The sequence below is a fragment of the Alteromonas sp. 5E99-2 genome (assembly GCF_017368475.1).
Classification (GTDB): Bacteria; Pseudomonadota; Gammaproteobacteria; order Enterobacterales; family Alteromonadaceae; genus Alteromonas_F.
Window position 1 is genome coordinate 29,851 of record NZ_JAFNJE010000016.1, and the last position, 18,831, is coordinate 48,681.

The window sequence follows — 18,831 nt, forward strand, 5'->3', positions numbered from 1 at the left end:
TTATTTGTACGCAATAAATCAATAACCAATATTCAAAACATACAATTACTCCAATAAATCTAACGACATTAGTGAATAAAAATGAATAAACAATATTTAGCATCATCCATTGCCATGGCTGTTTTAGCCCTAAGCGCATGCTCAGAGAAAGGGAGCACAGAGGCAGATGTATCAGCCAAGCAAGCTCCAGCTGCTGTAGCCACAACTAAAGTAGCACCAGAATTAGGTAGTTTTGGTGTAGATTTAACCGCTCGAGATACAAGCGTAAAGCCCGGCGACGACTTTTTCTTATATGCCAGTGGTAACTGGTACAAAAATTATGAAATACCCGCAGACAAAACGGGATACGGCGCATTTGCAGCATTAAGAGAACGAAGTGAAGACCGCGTAAAAGAAATCATTGATAGTTTATCGTCTGCAACAAGCTTAAATGCTGAAGAAAAAATGGTCGCGGATTTTTACAACGCGTATATGGATGTAGACGCAATAAACCAAAAAGGGCTAACGCCAATTCAAAAGACGTTAGAATCCATAGCGCAGCTAGAAGATAAAAAAGCACTGACTCATTTATTCGGCTTGTCATGGTTAAACGGCGGCGGTTCTCCGATTGGAGGCAGAATGGGATTCAATCGCTTAAATCCTAATGAATATCAAATGTCAGTGGGTGTTGGTGGGTTAGGGTTACCGGACCGTTCATATTATTTAGTTGATAGTGAGCGTTTTGTAAAAATAAGAACGGCTTACCTTGCCTATATCGCTGAAATGCTGACTTTTATTGGTGAAGAAAACGCTGAACAAAAAGCCCAAGCCATTCTTGAGTTAGAAACCAAAATAGCCGAAGTTCAATGGCCCAGAGAAAAACGTAGAAATAGAGATTTAACACTTAACCAAATTTCTCGAGAAGAACTTAACACAAGTTATCCTAATTTTGATTGGGATACGTATTTCGCAGCAACAAACTACAAAGTTCCTCAGCTAAATATTAGCCAACCTCAGCCCGTAAAAGACGTTATTAAGCTAATAAATGAAGAGTCGTTAGATGTCTGGAAAGACTACATGGGATTCCATACCATTAGGTCGAATGCGAACCTACTGCCAGAAACTATTTTCGACGCGAACTTTGCTTTTTACGGCACGACACTACGTGGACAAAAACAGCCTAGACCTCGTTGGAAAAGAGCGATTCAACAAATGTCAGGAACCCAATCGTTAGGCTTTGCTATCGGTAAAGTATATGTCGACCGTTTTTTCCCAGAAAGCTCAAAAGCGAAAATGGAAGAACTCGTTTCTAACTTAAGCAAGGCGATGGAAGAGCGCATCACAGATTTAGATTGGATGGGCGACGATACCAAGAAAAATGCACAAGCTAAGTTAGCGTCATTTACGCCTAAAATTGGTTACCCTGATAAATGGGTTACCTATGACGGGTTAGAAATTAGCAATAATGATCTAATAGGAAATATACGTTCTCTTAGAACTTTCTTCCACAATGATAGCGTAGCTAAAGAGCTTGAAAAAACCGACCGAAACAGATGGGGTATGACGCCGCAAACAGTGAATGCTTATTACAATTCATCATTCAATGAAATTGTTTTCCCAGCAGCAATATTACAACCCCCATTTTTTGACCCAAATGCCGATCCCGCGGTTAACTATGGTGGTATAGGTGCAGTTATTGGTCATGAAATAGGCCACGGATTTGATGACCAAGGCTCCAAGTCTGATGAAAATGGAATTCAAAGCAACTGGTGGACAGATGCAGACCGTGCAGCATTCGAACAAAAAACCCAGCAACTTGCCGCTCAATATAGTGCGTACGAACCCATCCCTAACAACTTTGTAAACGGTAACAACAGTTTAGGTGAAAACATTGGTGACGTAGGTGGGCTATCAATGGCATACCACGCATACAAGTTAAGTCTTAATGGAAAAGAAGCTCCTATTATTGATGGACTCACTGGGGACCAGCGCTTCTTCCTTGCTTGGGCGCAGGTTTGGAAAAGAAAAAGTACCGAGCAATCTATGTTAAGCCAGCTACGCGCCGGAACTCATGCACCTGGACGCTACCGTACCTTAGCACCGAGAAACCATGATGCATGGTATGAAGCTTTTGATGTAAAACCTGGTGATGCTCTCTATTTAGCACCTGAAGAGCGTATTAAAATTTGGTAATGTAAACATTGCTAGTTTTATAAAAAAAATGCCAGCCTGTTATTCACGCTGGCATTTTTTATCACTCTTCAATGTCTATGTTTTGCTTTTATGAAATGCTCGGTTTAAGCGGTCTTTTACGAAAGCTCTATGAACCTTAGTACCTTGGTCTCCCCGGTTCGTTTTCATTAAACTTTGCAATTTATTCAATTCATAATTAGCAGCCGCTTTAGAAAAATTGTCATAGTTACTTGGTTTTTCCAAACCTGCCATTGCAATCAAGCGTTCAACGTATTCAACCTGAATATTGCGTCGATAAGAATTTACACTAGCTTTCATATCTTCAGCAAAAATGGAATCAGTCAAACTAGATAGCATTTTTTCTATTGTAAATTGATTACCATACAAAGCAGTATCGGTGATTCTTGACGCTACATTAGGGTGCATTAAGTGCGCTAATACATTTTTTTGCGTATTTAAAAGCATTGAGTGGATCTTTGGTGATTCATCACGCCCAAAACCGCTAAACCCTCGTCTTTGACGTTGCAAATAAGCAAAAAGGGGTTCCATTTCCGATATAGCATCGGGAGCAAAAACGTAGTCAGATAATGTTGCCATTGCCAATTCTTGCTCTTCCAGTGGCACCGGTGTCAAAGGTTGAGTGTAGCCATCCTGCCCTACATAAGCTCGATTCAAATACACGCCACCAACATAGCGAGAAACCACAGCGGCTTGACGTGAAAACTCACCAAATAGCACGTTCACTCCAACAACTAAATCATTGTGTGAACGCCCATCGAGTAACAATTTATCTTTTAATTTACCCGACATATGTTTTATTAAGACAAATCGGTCTTGTGCATACTCTACGGCATCACTGGACATATCAAAAATATTAATTCTCGGATCCACATGACGACCAGGGCTTCTCATATCATCGGCGTCATTTCCAAAAGCAAGCTCTGGCTGAGCAGACATGTTTAGAATGTTTGTTAATCTAGCTTCTTCTTCAATTGGATCATCCAGCGCAGTAGAATAACCATACTGAATAACCCAATCGTCATACGGTCCAGGTTTTTCAGTGTAAAAATCGCCTTGTGTCACACCAACCGGTGCATAGTTAACCGACGGGTAATCCATAACAGAACCCGCGAGTATTCCATTTGTAATGTCAGGATTATGCGCATCGTCATGATTATGTAATTGAGTTGCCATCATATTGTGGTTTAAACCGAGAGTGTGGCCCACTTCGTGTAATATGAGATAAGACATGGATTGACGTAGCAGTTTTTCTTTTTCAATCTCTCCCAAGCCGTCAGCTAAACTTCCCATCTGGCCAAATAACAATCCCATGTTTAGCTCATAACCTAGTGAACATTTAAGAGCGTCATGACTGTCGTGAACACCCGTTGATAAATTTGCTCCGTCTGTGAACATTTCGCCAGCAATCCACCTTCCCTTCATAAAGCTGTATTCCAACATAATATCTGCGGCAATAATTTGGCCCGTAATGGGGTGGGCTAAGCTAGGTCCATATCCGCCAAAAGGAGGACGAGGCGACGAAGTCCAACGCAGTACATTGTAGCGAACATCATTAGCTGACCATGTTGCATCATCAGGCTGTATTTTCACTTCAATTGCATTGCTAAAACCGGCTTTTTCAAATGCACTATTCCACGCTAATGTGGCATTTTTTATGGTTTCTCGCCATTCAACAGGAGTCGTGTTTTCTATCCACCAAACAATTGGTTGTATCGGGTCTGAAATAGCTGCCGATGGGTCTTTTTTCTCTAAATGCCAGCGGTTGATCACATCTCTATAATTTGCTGTTTGATCAGAGGTTAAGTCGTCAAATTGCTGTGAAAAATAACCCACACGAGCATCGTCTCTTCTTGCAACATAGTTATTATTGGGAGCTTCAATAAAAGCGTGTTGTATAGACAAAGTCGTATAGCGCTGGTCAGATAAATCGCTACCTCCTGAGACCTTTGGAACTGCATCATCGTATACGTAATCCACAATCACATGAGTATTACTTGGAAAGTTACTGATCTCACTTATTGTTGTTTTGTCTTTTGATAATTTACCTAGTTTAAACCGTTTTTTCTCTATTTTAGGGTCGTTCGCAGGAATATTAGTAATACGATGTAACTGTTCGTTTTTAAAAACATCGCTCAAGGAAATAGCTATTTTCCCCTCTTCCTCATGTTCTATTTTGGTAGAAACGAGGACGGCTTCACTAATATTTGCCGAAGCGGCTCGGCTTACTGCGTTGTCAGGATCAAAATAAAACCTAGGTGTTTTCGACACAATTTCTATTCGATCAAAATTCCGCCTGAACTGCAATAATCGGGAATCTCTGAAATCGCCTCTAAATGTTCCAGCGGAAACAACACCATCAATTGTTGAAACAAAATACAGAAACGGTACATTTAATTGAGACTCATCAATGAGCAAAAACCCAGAGCCATCTTTTTCATCTCGATAGATATCAAAAAAACCACTAAATTGTGTGTGTATTTCTAATAGCTCTGAAAGAGTTTGATCTTCCTCTTCATTAGCTTTTTCAGCATTATCCTTCCCATGCACGTATGCTGCGAATGGTGCTAACATCACCAAAAGTGATATCAAATAAATACGTTTACGGTAATTGAACATTTCGAATTCCTTGTTTTATGAACTTGCTTCGAATCAACGGTTGATTATTAACTTACACTAAGCAACTACGTATAGACCTTTTGATCTGTAAGCTATACATTAGCCATATTAGGTCGTTCATTGTAATAAAGTCAAAACCAGTTATTTGCGAAATTAATTATTTTTTTCGTCGCGAAAATCAAGGTTAATCGAATATGACTGTTCACACTTTGAATATGTAAGATTGGCTTTAAGCCTCAATCCTGTTCCTTGTGCCAATACCAAACTATTTTCCGCCATTTAGAATACGAGTTGCCCGCCTTTTCAGGCCGAGCTCATTTTTAATTTAATATGGAGATAATTATGTTTTTAACCAAACTCAATAAGGAAGATCTTAATAGAGTCAATGGCGGTATCATTTCGCCCATTACTCTTATACCCATTTCAACTGGCTGTAAACACCTGGGGCCTAATGGAAAATGTGAAGACCCATTTACAACGCCTCCGACTGTTCCGCCATTAGAGCGGTTGTTTTTCTAACAGCCCACAATTGGATGCAAGTTTATTTGCATCCAATTTACCTCAGCTTCCTCCCCCATTGATATAGCATCCTTTCCATTCATAAAACAATCGCCCAAAAATCAACTTCATTTTTGATAGATATCTCAATTTCACTCTTAGACGCTAACAACCCTTTTTAACTTTCCCCGCCTTAGCTAAAGCAACTCGGCTTGTTAAGTAAAGTAATACAATTTTATTTTCACAGTGAGACAACAAATTTCAATTCTGGGACAAAAAGCTTTTTTTTGTATAGAAAACAAACTCTACTCATATTCAAACGAAAAATACCACAAGCAAGATTAAGCTAATTCTCGTTGGTTATGTAGATGAACGTCTGCATTCAAGACAGCTAATTGCGATAAACAATTCGCTCATGGAGGTAACAAGGATTAGGTTGCCAAGGAGAGCCTAGAGCAAATGGACGCTGTCTAACCAACATACTAGTTGATGACACTCTTACAGGTAAAAACTATGGATATTAGCAGCACAAAAGGATTATTCAGGGAACAAGCTGTCAATCACATGACAAATAACCTACTTGGAAAAGTACTGGTTGTTCCGAAAACATCCGCGACTTGGATAAGTTTATTTTTAATCTTCTGGGCAACGATAACGCTCGTTTGGATTTGCACAGCTCAGTATGCCAAACAAGTCACGGTATCGGGCTGGTTAGAGCCAAATATAGGCGTGACAAATCACTTCTCCGCATTAAGCAACGGTATAGTTTCAGACATATTTATTACTCCTGAGCAATATGTAGAAAAAGGCCAGCCTTTACTCCGTATCACATCTGAAAGACGAAATTTCGCGGGCGAAATGTTCAACCAGTTAATAAAAGAGGAGCTACTGCAAAAACGCAAATTACTCAATGAAGAGCTTTCTCGCTTAACGATTCAATACACTAAAAAACAGGACTTTTTATCTTCACAACAAAGACAACTAAATGAAGAATATTCAACGTTAGCCGAAGTGCAGTTATCCACTCGTCAACAATATGACCTTGCTGAAAAATACGCAGAAAAAATGACACTACTCCATAAAAAAGGCTGGGTAAGCGATATTGATTTAAATTCAGCTAGTAGCCAATCGCTACAATTAAAAACACAGCTTGGAAACCTTAACCGAGAAGTTTCCCAGCTAGACAAGCAATACCAATCAATTGTTGAAGAAATTACACTTTTACCCTCTTCAAACGAACAGTCAAAAAATCAAATATCACAGGAAATTGCAGAGATAAATCAACGAATAATTCAACTTGATGCAGCAGACAGTGAAATTGTTTTTGCTAAAAAGTCAGGTCTAGTAAGTGATATTTATGTTCACAAAGGGAAACGTGTAGACGAAAAACCGCTGCTTACAATCGTACCTCAAAACATCGAATTTACCGCTATGATCCCTGTGCCAACCCAATCAGCTGGGTTCATAAAGGAAGGGCAACCGATATCAATTAGGTACGATGCTTACCCCCATGAGAAATTCGGAACTCATGAAGGAGTCATAGATAGCATTTCAGATTCTATTTTACTTCCCAATGAGGTTAATAACGCAGCGACAACCATATCAGCACCAGTATATATGGTAAAGGCTCGGCTAAACACAACTCAAATTTATGCTTACGGGGAATCAGTACCGCTAAAGTCGGGAAATACCTTTACTGCAGATGTCACTCTCGGCGAACGAACTGTTATTGAATGGTTGTTCGAACCTTTACTCAGTTTAAAAGGACGGTTGTAATTATGGAAGCCGCTCAAAATCAAGCTCAACTTTCTTCAGCATTACCTCGTTTATGGTCTGTGGATGTTCCCTCTTTGTTGCAAGCTGAAACCAGTGAGTGTGGGCTCACCTGCTTGGCAATGATTGCCCATTATCATGGTAAGAAAATAGATATGCGACAGCTAAGAGCACAGTTTTCCATTTCTTCTCACGGAGCAAACTTAAGGGACATTTTAACCATTGCAGGCAAGTTATCTCTCAAGACGAGAGCATTAAAATTGGATTTAGATTCGCTTCAAGAACTGAGCTTGCCCTGTATTATACACTGGGATATGAACCATTATGTTGTCCTTTCCAAGGTAACGTCCAAATTCGCCATAGTGAACGACCCCGCTATAGGAAAAAGAAAATTAAAGATAAGTGATTTTGCTGATCACTTTACGGGCATTGCTGTAGAGTGTTCACCGACAGAAAGTTTTGAACCAGAAAAAGCATCACCCGCACTCACCTTATGGCATTTTTTTCGCTCTGCCACAGGGTTAAAGCGATTTGGTTTAATCCTCTTTAGCTTAAGCCTCCTATTGCAAATATTTGCAATGATATCGCCTTACTATATGCAGCTGATAGTAGACGATGTGCTCGTAGGCAAAAATAGCGACATGCTAACCGTGCTGGCACTGGGCTTTGGCTTACTGCTTCTCATTGAAGTCGCTACTCATACGTTTCGTCAGTTCTTAATGCTGACGTTAACAAGCCGTCTTAACGAACAGCTTAGCGCCAATGTATTTTATAAGCTTATTCACTTGCCTTTTGATTTTTTCTACAAACGCCATTTAGGCGATGTTGTCTCTCGATTTGGCTCTCTTGGTCCGATTAGAAACATGCTATCTCAAGGGCTAATATCCGCAATATTAGATGGTTTAATGGCTATTATCACTCTAATAATTATGTTTGTTTACAGTATAAAATTGGCTGCAATTTCAACTGGTATTATCGCTTTATACCTGCTTGTTAAGTGGTCTATTTACCGTCCTTTGCATCGCCTTAGCACAGAGAGCCTTGCAGCAAGTGCAGGTGAAAATACACACTTTATGGAATCGGTTCGCGCTATAAAAACCATTAAATTATTTCAACAAGAAAGTACTCGCCAAAATGAATGGCAGCATAAATTAGTAGCCTACTTAAACACCGATATTGCACTGAATCGCTGGCAAATATTTTTTGATACGTTAAATAAACTTTTGTTTGGTATAGAAAACCTAGTGGTCATTTATTTTGCTGCGACAGCGGTAATGAACAACGTGATAACCGTAGGCATGCTGTACGCGTTTATAAGTTACAAAACCCGTTTTACGTCAGCTATAGATAACGTCATTAACACTATTATCGACTATCGTTTACTGAACGTACACTTCGATAGGTTAAGTGACTTAGTACTCACACCAACAGAGAACAATGTTGAAACACATACTAAGGCAATACCTACCCGCATACAGCCTGATGCAAAATCGCCCCTCAAAATAAACAATTTAAGCTACCGTTATTCACCTCATTCACCGCTTATCTTCGATAATGTCTGCGCCACGATAAATGCAGGTGAATGTATAGCAATTACAGGACCAAGCGGCAGCGGAAAAACCACTTTATTGCATTGTTTAATGGGATTATTAACGCCAAATAGCGGCAACATTCAGTGGCAAGGGAGCAGCATTTTTAATGCTCCATATCGTCAATATATCAGTGCTGTAATGCAAGATGATCACTGTCTATCTGGCACTATCCTCAATAATATCGCCTGTTTTGATGCCGAACCGGATATTCAGCGCGTGATATGGGCCGCTCAAGTAGCCTGTATTCACACGGATATAGTAACGATGCCAATGCAGTATCAAACCCTTGTAGGTGATATGGGAAGTAGTCTTTCAGGAGGGCAATTACAACGAATACTCATTGCAAGGGCATTATATCGAAGACCTCAAATCCTATTTATGGACGAAGCAACAGCTCACCTTGATACCGAATCAGAAAAACAAGTTAACGCAAATTTACGCAACTGTAATGTAACACGCATCATTGTTGCTCACCGGCCACAGACTATTGCTATGGCTGACAAAGTTTATTGTCTTGAGAATGGCTCAATGACTTTAAAAACACGCTAAGGAGAAAAGCATGACCGTAAAAACGTTAGACGAGAGACTGGACTTACTCTCAAAAAGAGAATTGCAGGTAGCACAAAAAATCATCGAAGGATTGCCAAATAAAAGCATAGCCAATCAATTATTTATTAGTGAAAGAACGGTAAAATTTCACTGCGCAAATATTTATCGAAAGTTGGAAATACGCAACAGAGCAGCATTAATGGCGAGCTTCTTTCGACAGCTGTATCAGCCGCTAAGAGAAGCGGGATAAAACCCTAAGCAACATATAAAGAAACCCAAAGCTCCATTTTGGGTTTCTTTATATGTACTAACATCGCACAGGCATAACATAGTTTGATAAACTACTTAAGTGTTTATCAAAAATAGATAGCGACAATGAATAACAAAATAGCTTCAAGGTTAGTACTGTTGGCTTTAAGCGTGTTTACTTCCTTTATAATTTCCGCAAATGATGACCAAGCATTGAGAAAATCGGCACTGTCTATCATTGGTACTATTCCTGCGACTATGCCTGGCTCAGCTAATGACACAGAAGCTATGGTTGCATTGGGAGAGAAGCTCTATTTTGAAACCAACCTATCAGCGAACCGCACTCAATCGTGTAATTCTTGCCACAATATTTTGAATAATGGCCACGGTGTTGATGGTTTATCAACGTCAACAGGTGCTTTAGGTATCCAAGGCCGAAGAAATGCACCAACAACCTGGAATGCGGGTTTTCAAATCTCACAAAACTGGGATGCCAGTGCTAAGTCTTTGTCTGAGCAAGCAATGGGACCTTTATTAGACAAAAAAGAGATGGCACTTTCCTCAGAAAAGCAGGCTGTAAGGCGACTAAAAAAAGCAGGTTACAAAAAGATGTTTGAAGCGGTGTTTCCCGCTGACGATAAACCCCTTAACTTTATTAACATCACTAAAGCACTTGCCGCCTTTCAACGTACTTTAATTACGCAAGACAGATTTGATGAATTTATGGCCGGCGACAATTCTGCTCTTTCGGCATTGGAAAAAGAAGGCTTTCTAACTCTGAGGAAAAATGGCTGTACAAGCTGTCATAGCGGCCCTCTTATGGGCGGTCAATTTGTCATGAAATTAGGTGTGGTAAACCCTTATGAAAATACCCAAGACAAAGGGTTAGCCGAGATTACCGGCCGTGAAGATCACAACTTTCTATTTAAAGTACCACCATTGCGAAACGTTGGTAACACAGGGCCTTACTTTCACGATGGCGCTGTTAACGACTTAGAAGAAGTGGTGTTTTTAACCGGATGGCACCAACTTGGAATAGAATTGAGCGACCGTGATGTAGCCGCAATTACCGCTTTTTTGCAAAGTTTAGACAATAAAAAACCCTATACGCCCGCCGCTCAAAGCAACTAGTTATATAGGGTTTATACAAAACAGAATTAAAGAATGAAGCGACTCAAGTCTTCATTGTCAACCAAAGCTTCTAGGTGGCTATTCACATATGCATCATCGACCACAAGTACTTCGCCTGACTTTTCAGACGCGTTGAAAGAAATCTCTTCCATTAAACGCTCTAAAACTGTGTGTAGTCTACGAGCCCCGATGTTCTCTGTTTTTTCATTCACTTGCCATGCAGCTTCTGCAATACGTTGAATGCCTGATTCGGTAAAACTAACGTCAACGCCCTCAGTCGCAAGCAACGCCTTGTACTGCTCGGTTAGTGAAGCATTTGGCTCAGTAAGAATACGAACAAAATCCTCTACTTTTAACGCAGCCAACTCAACTCTGATTGGTAAACGGCCTTGTAATTCAGGGATTAAGTCTGACGGTTTACTCATTTGAAAAGCACCTGACGCCACGAACAAGATGTGGTCTGTTTTGACCATACCGTGCTTGGTTGACACCGTTGAACCTTCAACTAAAGGCAGTAAGTCTCTTTGCACCCCTTCACGAGAAACATCCGCAGAGCTATTGCCTTCACGCTTACAAATCTTATCTATTTCATCAATGAAGACGATGCCGTTTTGTTCTACCGCTTCAATGGCATTGCCTTTCAGTTCTTCTTGATTGACTAATCGTCCAGCTTCTTCTTCAACAAGCAGTTTAAATGCTTCTTTAATTTTAAGTTTTTTCTTCTTTTTCTGAGAACCCGACAAATTCTGAAACATGCCTTGCAACTGATTGGTCATTTCTTCCATGCCCGGTGGCGCCATAATTTCTACGCCAACCTGCGGTTGTGCAATATCAATTTCGATTTCTTTATCGTCTAATTGCCCTTCCCGTAGCTTCTTTCTGAAAGCTTGGCGAGTACCTCTGTCTTGGCCTTCTTCTTTTTCACCAAAAGCATTTTCTACACCGGGAAGTAACACATCTAAAATACGTTCTTCAGCGGCTTCTTCCGCACGAAATTTCACTTTCGCCGTTTCTTGCTCTTTCGTCATTTTTACTGCGATGTCAACAAGATCTCGAATGATGGTTTCTACTTCTTTGCCTACATAACCCACTTCGGTGAATTTAGTCGCTTCCACTTTAATAAAAGGCGCATTTGCCAGCTTTGCCAATCGTCGCGCAATTTCTGTTTTACCCACTCCAGTTGGGCCAATCATTAATATGTTTTTAGGTGTGACTTCTTGGCGCAATTCAAGAGGCAATTGCATGCGTCTCCAACGATTTCGCAGCGCAATAGAGACTGCTCGTTTAGCATCTTGCTGACCAATTATATGACTGTCCAGTTCATGGACAATTTCTCTCGGAGTCATTTCAGACATAATTATTTCCAAAGACTAGTAAGACAGTGATTCAACAGTATGCGAATGGTTGGTATAAACACATATGTCACCGGCTTTAGTTAAACTTTTTGAGGCAATTTCTTGCGCAGATAATGTGGTGTTTTCTAATAACACAGATGCAGCTGCTTGGGCATAAGGACCACCAGAGCCTATAGCAATAAGGTCATTTTCTGGCTGAATTACATCGCCATTTCCAGTGATGATAAATGACGCTGAATGATCAGCAACAGCAAGTAAGGCTTCTAACTTGCGCAACATTCTATCGGTACGCCAATCTTTCGCCAATTCTACCGCCGCTTTAGTTAAATGCCCTTGGTGCATTTCTAATTTACTTTCAAAACGCTCAAACAAGGTAAAAGCGTCGGCGGTGCCACCTGCAAACCCAGCGAGAACTTTATCATTATAAAGACGGCGAACTTTCTTTGCGTTGCCCTTCATTACGGTATTGCCAAGAGACACTTGTCCGTCTCCTGCTATAACAACTTGGTTATCTCGACGAACAGAAACAATCGTGGTCATGGGTATTCCTAATCCACATTCTACATAGAAGATTAGGTATGCCCATATTATGAAAATTCAAGGGTAAAAAACAAAGTTCTGCCCTTTAAAGGTTCCAAAACCATATTTGGCAAGTAGTGATATTTGCTCTGCGTAATGCATGCCGAGTTCGTTCAGCATCGCGTTTAGCGTCGAATGGGCCTAAAATCACCTTGAACCAATCGCCATTTTTACCAGAAGCAGAGCGAATTAGTGCTTCAAAACCTTGGAAGGCAATTTTTGCTTTCATTTCTTCAGCTTGTGCTCGTGTTCTAAAAGATGCACATTGCATTAAATAACGTTTATCCGATTTAGACGCCTCTGTTTCATCAACTTCGACTTCATAACCAGGCAAAGATTTAATGTAATTCCACTCCTCTTCTGGCAGCTCGGGTAGCCCATCTTCATTTTTTACAGCAATTGCAGGTTCAACTATATTGTCTGGTTCTGGCGCTTTGTCTTTTATCGACCATAACCAAAATGCAAAACCCAACAAAAGAGCAATGACGACACCCAATCGAATCCACAATAGCATTTGAGGATTATTCTGTTCTGCAGCCTTTGCATGACTCTTCGATGGTTGTTTTTTTGCTTTCTGAGGCTTTTTCTTATTTGCCGAGTTGGTTTTACCTCGAGACACGTAATCTCTTTGTGTCATAAAAATCTCTAATGCGTTTCTGTTATTGAGCGCAGTGTAACCTTATGTGAAATCGATTGCATCTACATCCACAGACCACCTACACTTTTTTGCTTGTTTATCGCTACCTAACAACCACACTGCACGGTGCAATGCGGTATGTAAAAGCCGACGAGAACTCGCCCTAAAAACCAATATGAATCGATATCGATTTAAACGCTTTTCAACCAAAGCTGGCATAGGGCCGATTGTGATAAATCCCTCATCGTTGTCCACTCCTTGCTTAACGTTCGCCAATACACTTAAACAAAGATTTGCATCGCTACTTTCTGCTCGCACAAGCCCTTGAGCATAGAAGGGAGGACTATTTAAGGCTCGCCGTTCAGCCAGCAACAAGCGAGCGACGTGACCATAACCGTTATTGATGAGCTCTTGAAGCATTGGGTGTTCAGGGTGATGTGTCTGCAAGATCATTTCACCTTTCTTGCTTGCTCTACCCGCTCTACCTGAAATCTGAGTTACCAACTGAGCTAGCTTTTCCTGCGCCCTAGCATCCATGCTAAACAAGCCACCATCCACATCGATCAAAACTACTAGAGTCACATCGGGAAAATGATGCCCTTTTGCCAGCATTTGAGTACCGATTAATATTTTTGCGTTGCCACTGCGAACTTCTTCATACAAATCATTAAATGCGTTTTTTGTTCTTGTGTTGTCTCTGTCTATACGAATGGCTCTGTCATTGGGAAAAAGCCTATTCACAACAGACTCCAGCTGCTCAGTGCCAACGCCATCAGCAACCAAATTACCTTGTTGGCATTGCCCACAACGATTGGTCACTGGACGCTGAGTCTCGCATTGATGGCATTGCATAGTGCGTGTTTTTTTGTGCCACGTCATTGGTCTTTCGCACCGAGAGCAGACTTCGACATAACCACAGTCATGGCACATTAATATTGGAGAATAACCACGTCGATTTAGAAACAGCAATACTTGATTACCCTGTTCTAAATGCACTTTCATATGCTGAATAACCGTATCAGATAAGCCACCTTCAATAGATTGATGCTTGATATCAAGAATATGTTGGCTGACTCGCTGCGCACTTGCTGCTCTTTGCATTAGTTTCAGGTGTTTGAACCTGCCATTAAGGGCATTATTGAGGGTTTCCAAAGAGGGCGTGGCACTTCCTAGTAAAAGCGGAATATTGTATTTTTTTGCTCGGACTGCAGCGACATCTCTAGCGTGATAACGCAGACTATCTTGCTGCTTTAATGCATCGTCATGTTCTTCGTCTATGACGATCATGCCTAAATCATAAAATGGAGTAAATACAGCGCTACGGGTACCTATGACGATAGGTAAGTGTCCCAATTTTGCTTGTAGCCAAATGTGCATTCGCTTGCGACTGGTTACCGATGAATTCAATACACCGATATTGCAGTTAAACCGTTGCTTAAAACGCTCTACGGTTTGTGGTGTTAATCCGATTTCTGGAATTAATATTAGGACCTGTTTACCTTTGCTCAGCACTTGCTCGATAACCTGCAAATACACTTCTGTTTTACCGCTTCCAGTCACCCCCTCCAATAAACTTATTGAAAACCGTTCTAGTGAAGCACTCATAGCGCCTATTGCTACGCCTTGCTCAATATTTGCGGTGGGTTTACACGATACTGTTTGCGGTACGCTAGTTCCCTCGTTAGGAATACTATCAAACTCTTCTACCCACCCTTTCTTTTTCAATCCTTTAATCGTTGCTGCACTGTGGGATTTTAATAGGGCTTCACGAGATTGCGCTTTTTCCAATTGTTTTAGAACATTGCGCTGCGTGTCTCTTAACTTGGTATTATTTGCTAATGCGCTTTCTCCATCAGAAGTTAAACGCAGGTGTTTTGAGGCAATTAGCCCGAGTAATTCAACGCTAGTTCGCTCTTGGCGCATCCACGCGGGGAGTAAAGAAGTGAAAGTTTCGCCAATAGGAAAGTGATAATAATCAGATAACCACTTGGCTAAAGTCAAAAGCTCATCGGGCAATAACGGAGTGGTATCTAATACCTCATTAATTGCCTTTAACTCATCAATTTTAACGTCATAACTCGCTTCAGAACAATCAACAACAATACCTACCAGTTTTCTAGTACCAAAAGAAACAGAAACACGGGTCCCTTCAGGCACTTTTTCCGTATGGGTATAGCTAAAACTCTGCCTAAGTGGAACAGGAACAGCAACGTTAAGAATTATCATAAAATGAAGTCGACAGAAAGCTCGGCAATGGAAACTTGAAAATAACAGCCATATACATTAATATGCTCGGCTCTTTACAGCAAGCGTTGTATGTAAATACGGCATTTGCAAACATTTTAATAAACGTATGGTGGGCAGCTACGGGCTGTTTAGCGATATGGCCTTAATATAGAGGTAACCCATGAAAGACGGAATCCATCCTAAATACGAAGAAATATCTGCAACTTGCTCTTGTGGCAACGTTTTGAAAATTCGCTCTACAGTTGGTAAAGATTTAAACTTAGACGTATGTTCAAACTGTCACCCTTTCTACACTGGTAAGCAACGTAACGTTGATACTGGTGGTCGTGTAGATCGCTTTAAGAAGCGTTTCGGTGCACTTAGCAAAAAGTAAGATTTTTGACGTAAGTAATACCCAAATTAAAACCCGTCTTCTACGACGGGTTTTTTTATTTATTCTCCTTCGGCATCCTTTTCCGGATCTAACCCCATAGCAAGCATGATTTCTCTCGCTTGTTCAGGGATACGATGTGGATTTTCTTTTTTCAAATCCACATCATTCGGTAATGGTTGGCCTGTAAAGGCATGAAGAAAAGCTTCGCACAAAAGCTCTGAATTTGTAGCGTGACGAAGATTATTTATCTGTCTGCGAGTACGTTCGTCCGTTAGCACCTTCAAAACATTGATTGGAATAGATACTGTTACTTTTTTAACTTGCTCACTTTTCTTTCCATGCTCCGCGTACGGGTGGATATATTTGCCGTTCCATTCTGCCATTTTAGGACTCTTATTTTAGTTATATGCTTATATTAAGACGCGCTATGATGCATTTTGTCTTTTGTTTATAGCTACCGATTGTAAACAAAGCATAAGAAAGGTCAATTAAGCAGTATGAACTGCTTGACGTCTAGACACTTATAAACTATTTTGGACGTCTAAACGTCTATAGGTGAAATTATGGTTTCTTATGCTCAAGGTATCGATGCGCTAAATCAGTCATTATCTGAATTGCGCGACATTGATGTATCGTTCGAATTTTTCCCGCCCAATTCGGAAAAAATGGAAAATACACTGTGGAAGTCAGTCGAACGCTTAGCACCATTAAAGCCCTCCTATATGTCTGTTACCTACGGAGCAAATAGTGGCGAGCGAGATAAAACCCACGATATCGTAAAGCGAATACAAAAAGATACCGGTGTCATCGCAGCCCCGCATTTAACCTGTATCGATGCATCAGAAGCGGAACTTAGAACCATAGCCCAAGATTATTGGGATACGGGAATTAGAAAAATAGTCGCGTTAAGAGGTGATTTACCCGATAACAGCACAAAGCCCAAGATGTACGCCAGTGATCTTGTTGCATTACTAAAAGACGTAGCAGACTTCGATATATCCGTTGCTGCTTACCCAGAAAAACATCCTGAAGCGCCGAATGCTCAATTTGATTTACTTAATTTAAAGCGTAAAGCTGAGGCTGGCGCAAATGAAGCAATCTCACAGTTCTTTTTTGATACAAGTACGTTTTTACGCTTCAGAGACAGAGCTGCAGCAACAGGTATCGACTTAGATATAGTTCCGGGAATATTACCTGTAACCAACTATAAAACCCTACTCAAATTTGCCGGTTTCACCAATGTACATGTGCCAAATTGGCTACATAAGCAATTTGAAGGCCTCGACGAAAACGATCAGACCACGCGAAATTTGCTCGGTGCAAACATTGCTATGGATATAGTTAAAGTGCTGGCCAAAGAAGGGATTAAACATTTCCATTTCTATACGCTGAATCGAAGTGAATTAAGCTACGCAATTTGCCATATGTTAGGCGCAAAGGGCTAGGCCTGATACACTTAGCAAAAAAATACGAGTTGTCTTATGCAGAATTCACACATAGTGGCGGTTAAAGATGCGTTAAAACAAGAGAATATTACCGCAGTGTGTAAGCGTTTTTTCTACCGTTGTAAGCGAGATAAAATAACGGTTTCAGCGGGTCATTTGGCATACGTAACCTTACTTTCTCTTGTACCATTTATTATGGTTTTCTTCATGATTTTGTCTGCCTTTCCCGCATTTGCCAAAGTCAGAGAGCAATTAGAAAGTTTTATTTTCAGTAATTTTGTCCCGACTGCAAGCGACACTGTACAAACCTATATTGGTGGCTTTGTGGGCAATGCTTCGCAAATGGGTGCAGTCGGCATATTGTCGTTACTCATCGTTGCGTTAATGCTGATTTCCAATATCGACAAAACCCTTAATTCCATATGGCGTACTCAAATTACGCGTCCGAAAGTGTTCACTTTTGCGATCTATTGGATGGTGATTTCTCTTGGTCCACTATTAATGGGATCGAGTGTCGTTATTAGCTCATACCTTACAGGTATTGCCACTTACGCAGAAAGTTACACACCTGGGTTAGGAACATTTTTGCTAAAGCTAGTCCCCGTATTTACTGCGTTAATTACTTTTCTGATTTTATATATGGTCGTACCCAATAAAAGAGTTAAGCCTAAATATGCCTTTTTCGGCGCTTGCTTAGCCACACTACTGTTTGAAGCATCAAAGAAAGGATTTGCCCTCTACGTTACTCATTTTCCGTCTTATGAGCTTATATACGGCGCTTTAGCAGTCATACCGATTTTATTTGTTTGGGTTTATCTATCGTGGATAGTGGTATTAGTAGGTGCTGAATTTACGTGTAGCATCGAAGAGACATTTGAGCCTCAGAACGAGCAGGTTTAAAAAAATCAGAAGGCGTATTAACGCTCCTTCTGATTTTGAGAATCAATAATTACTGATTTTCCATTGATTCAATAAATGCATTAGATTCTTCAATCGCCTTATTCATTTCGGTAATTAAAACATTTACATCTTCTTTTACAGAAGTAAGCTCGCCTTTCAATGCACCAATGGCATTCGCATTTAAGTTATGTTTTAAATAGAGAACGTTATCCTTTAAAGTAACCAAAACTGGCGCCATACTTTTTTCAACACGTCTCATTGAACGCATTAAACCATTGTATTGACGTTGAGTTTCATTCAGCTTTTTTGTACTTTCTCGTTTATAAGTAGCGTTAGTGAATGCTTGAATTTCTTCTTCCCATTCTGCAAACAACGCCTGAGCGACACTATCGACTTTATTTACCCTTGAGGTAACGTCTTCTGCAGCAGCTTCACTACGAGCCAGTTCGTCACTCAAGCCTTCATAAATGTCTTGTAAATCGCCACCATCAAATACAATCAACGAAGATAACTCTTCCAAGGCCGATGCAAATTGCTCCTGTGCATCTTCTTGGCTTTCTTTTGCATTTTCGACACGGTCTACCAAGATTTCTCTTTTTTCTACGCCTAGCTTTTCCCAGGCGCTGTAATAAGCGCTTTGGCATCCAAATAAGCTAAAACTCGCTATACAAATGATTAATGTTCGAAACATGGT

16 protein-coding genes are annotated in these 18,831 nt (G+C 40.5%); 9 read left to right on the forward strand and 7 right to left on the reverse strand.

Features of this window, described 5'->3' with window-relative positions; translation table 11 throughout:
* Window positions 1-81 precede the first annotated feature (81 nt).
* The gene (locus J3L16_RS14705; protein ID WP_207613761.1) at window positions 82-2,172 is read left to right on the forward strand and encodes a M13 family metallopeptidase; all 2,091 of its coding nucleotides are present in this window, start codon (window positions 82-84) and stop codon (window positions 2,170-2,172) included.
* A 75-nt stretch (window positions 2,173-2,247) separates the two neighbouring features.
* On the opposite strand, the gene J3L16_RS14710 is transcribed toward J3L16_RS14705, so the two are convergent.
* Window positions 2,248-4,809, reverse strand: a complete 2,562-nt coding sequence (locus J3L16_RS14710; RefSeq protein ID WP_207613762.1) for a zinc-dependent metalloprotease — start codon at window positions 4,807-4,809, stop codon at window positions 2,248-2,250.
* Window positions 4,810-5,151: 342 nt separating this feature from the next.
* On the opposite strand from J3L16_RS14710, the gene J3L16_RS14715 reads away from it, so the two are divergent.
* The 5 genes from J3L16_RS14715 to J3L16_RS14735 all read left to right on the forward strand — a co-directional run bounded on the left by J3L16_RS14715 (window position 5,152) and on the right by J3L16_RS14735 (window position 10,601).
* Complete coding sequence (locus J3L16_RS14715) at window positions 5,152-5,328, forward strand: hypothetical protein (protein WP_207613763.1); 177 nt, start codon at window positions 5,152-5,154, stop codon at window positions 5,326-5,328.
* 492 nt (window positions 5,329-5,820) lie between these two features.
* On the forward strand, window positions 5,821-7,083 hold the full coding sequence (locus J3L16_RS14720; RefSeq protein WP_207613764.1) for an HlyD family efflux transporter periplasmic adaptor subunit: 1,263 nt from the start codon (window positions 5,821-5,823) through the stop codon (window positions 7,081-7,083).
* A 2-nt stretch (window positions 7,084-7,085) separates the two neighbouring features.
* Complete coding sequence (locus tag J3L16_RS14725) at window positions 7,086-9,221, forward strand: peptidase domain-containing ABC transporter (protein ID WP_207613765.1); 2,136 nt, start codon at window positions 7,086-7,088, stop codon at window positions 9,219-9,221.
* A 10-nt stretch (window positions 9,222-9,231) separates the two neighbouring features.
* Window positions 9,232-9,471 carry a helix-turn-helix transcriptional regulator gene (locus tag J3L16_RS14730; RefSeq protein WP_207613766.1) on the forward strand — a complete coding sequence of 80 codons (240 nt, stop codon included), beginning with the start codon at window positions 9,232-9,234 and terminating at the stop codon, window positions 9,469-9,471.
* A 125-nt stretch (window positions 9,472-9,596) separates the two neighbouring features.
* Window positions 9,597-10,601 (forward strand): cytochrome c peroxidase, encoded by a 1,005-nt coding sequence (locus J3L16_RS14735; protein WP_207613767.1) that lies wholly within the window; start codon window positions 9,597-9,599, stop codon window positions 10,599-10,601.
* A gap of 26 nt (window positions 10,602-10,627) precedes the next feature.
* Here the strand turns inward: J3L16_RS14735 and hslU are convergent, their stop codons facing one another.
* The 4 genes from hslU to priA all read right to left on the reverse strand — a co-directional run bounded on the left by hslU (window position 10,628) and on the right by priA (window position 15,398).
* Entirely contained in the window at window positions 10,628-11,956 is a 1,329-nt protein-coding gene (gene hslU / locus J3L16_RS14740) for an HslU--HslV peptidase ATPase subunit (protein WP_207613768.1), read from the reverse strand.
* Window positions 11,957-11,971: 15 nt separating this feature from the next.
* Window positions 11,972-12,496 carry an ATP-dependent protease subunit HslV gene (gene hslV / locus J3L16_RS14745; protein WP_207613769.1) on the reverse strand — a complete coding sequence of 175 codons (525 nt, stop codon included), beginning with the start codon at window positions 12,494-12,496 and terminating at the stop codon, window positions 11,972-11,974.
* A gap of 85 nt (window positions 12,497-12,581) precedes the next feature.
* On the reverse strand, window positions 12,582-13,172 hold the full coding sequence (locus J3L16_RS14750) for an SPOR domain-containing protein (protein ID WP_207613770.1): 591 nt from the start codon (window positions 13,170-13,172) through the stop codon (window positions 12,582-12,584).
* A gap of 42 nt (window positions 13,173-13,214) precedes the next feature.
* Window positions 13,215-15,398, reverse strand: coding sequence for a primosomal protein N' (priA, locus tag J3L16_RS14755; protein WP_207613771.1), 2,184 nt, complete (start codon window positions 15,396-15,398; stop codon window positions 13,215-13,217).
* Window positions 15,399-15,579: 181 nt separating this feature from the next.
* On the opposite strand from priA, the gene rpmE reads away from it, so the two are divergent.
* The gene (gene rpmE, locus J3L16_RS14760; RefSeq protein ID WP_207613772.1) at window positions 15,580-15,792 is read left to right on the forward strand and encodes a 50S ribosomal protein L31; all 213 of its coding nucleotides are present in this window, start codon (window positions 15,580-15,582) and stop codon (window positions 15,790-15,792) included.
* A 59-nt stretch (window positions 15,793-15,851) separates the two neighbouring features.
* On the opposite strand, the gene metJ is transcribed toward rpmE, so the two are convergent.
* Window positions 15,852-16,175, reverse strand: coding sequence for a met regulon transcriptional regulator MetJ (metJ, locus tag J3L16_RS14765; protein ID WP_207613773.1), 324 nt, complete (start codon window positions 16,173-16,175; stop codon window positions 15,852-15,854).
* 180 nt (window positions 16,176-16,355) lie between these two features.
* Between metJ and metF the strand changes: the two genes are divergently transcribed.
* Window positions 16,356-17,237, forward strand: a complete 882-nt coding sequence (gene metF / locus J3L16_RS14770; RefSeq protein ID WP_207613774.1) for a methylenetetrahydrofolate reductase — start codon at window positions 16,356-16,358, stop codon at window positions 17,235-17,237.
* A gap of 36 nt (window positions 17,238-17,273) precedes the next feature.
* Entirely contained in the window at window positions 17,274-18,137 is an 864-nt protein-coding gene (locus J3L16_RS14775) for a virulence factor BrkB family protein (protein WP_207613775.1), read from the forward strand.
* Window positions 18,138-18,186: 49 nt separating this feature from the next.
* Here the strand turns inward: J3L16_RS14775 and J3L16_RS14780 are convergent, their stop codons facing one another.
* Window positions 18,187-18,828 (reverse strand): DUF2959 domain-containing protein, encoded by a 642-nt coding sequence (locus tag J3L16_RS14780; protein WP_207613776.1) that lies wholly within the window; start codon window positions 18,826-18,828, stop codon window positions 18,187-18,189.
* Between the last annotated feature and the right edge of the window lie 3 nt (window positions 18,829-18,831).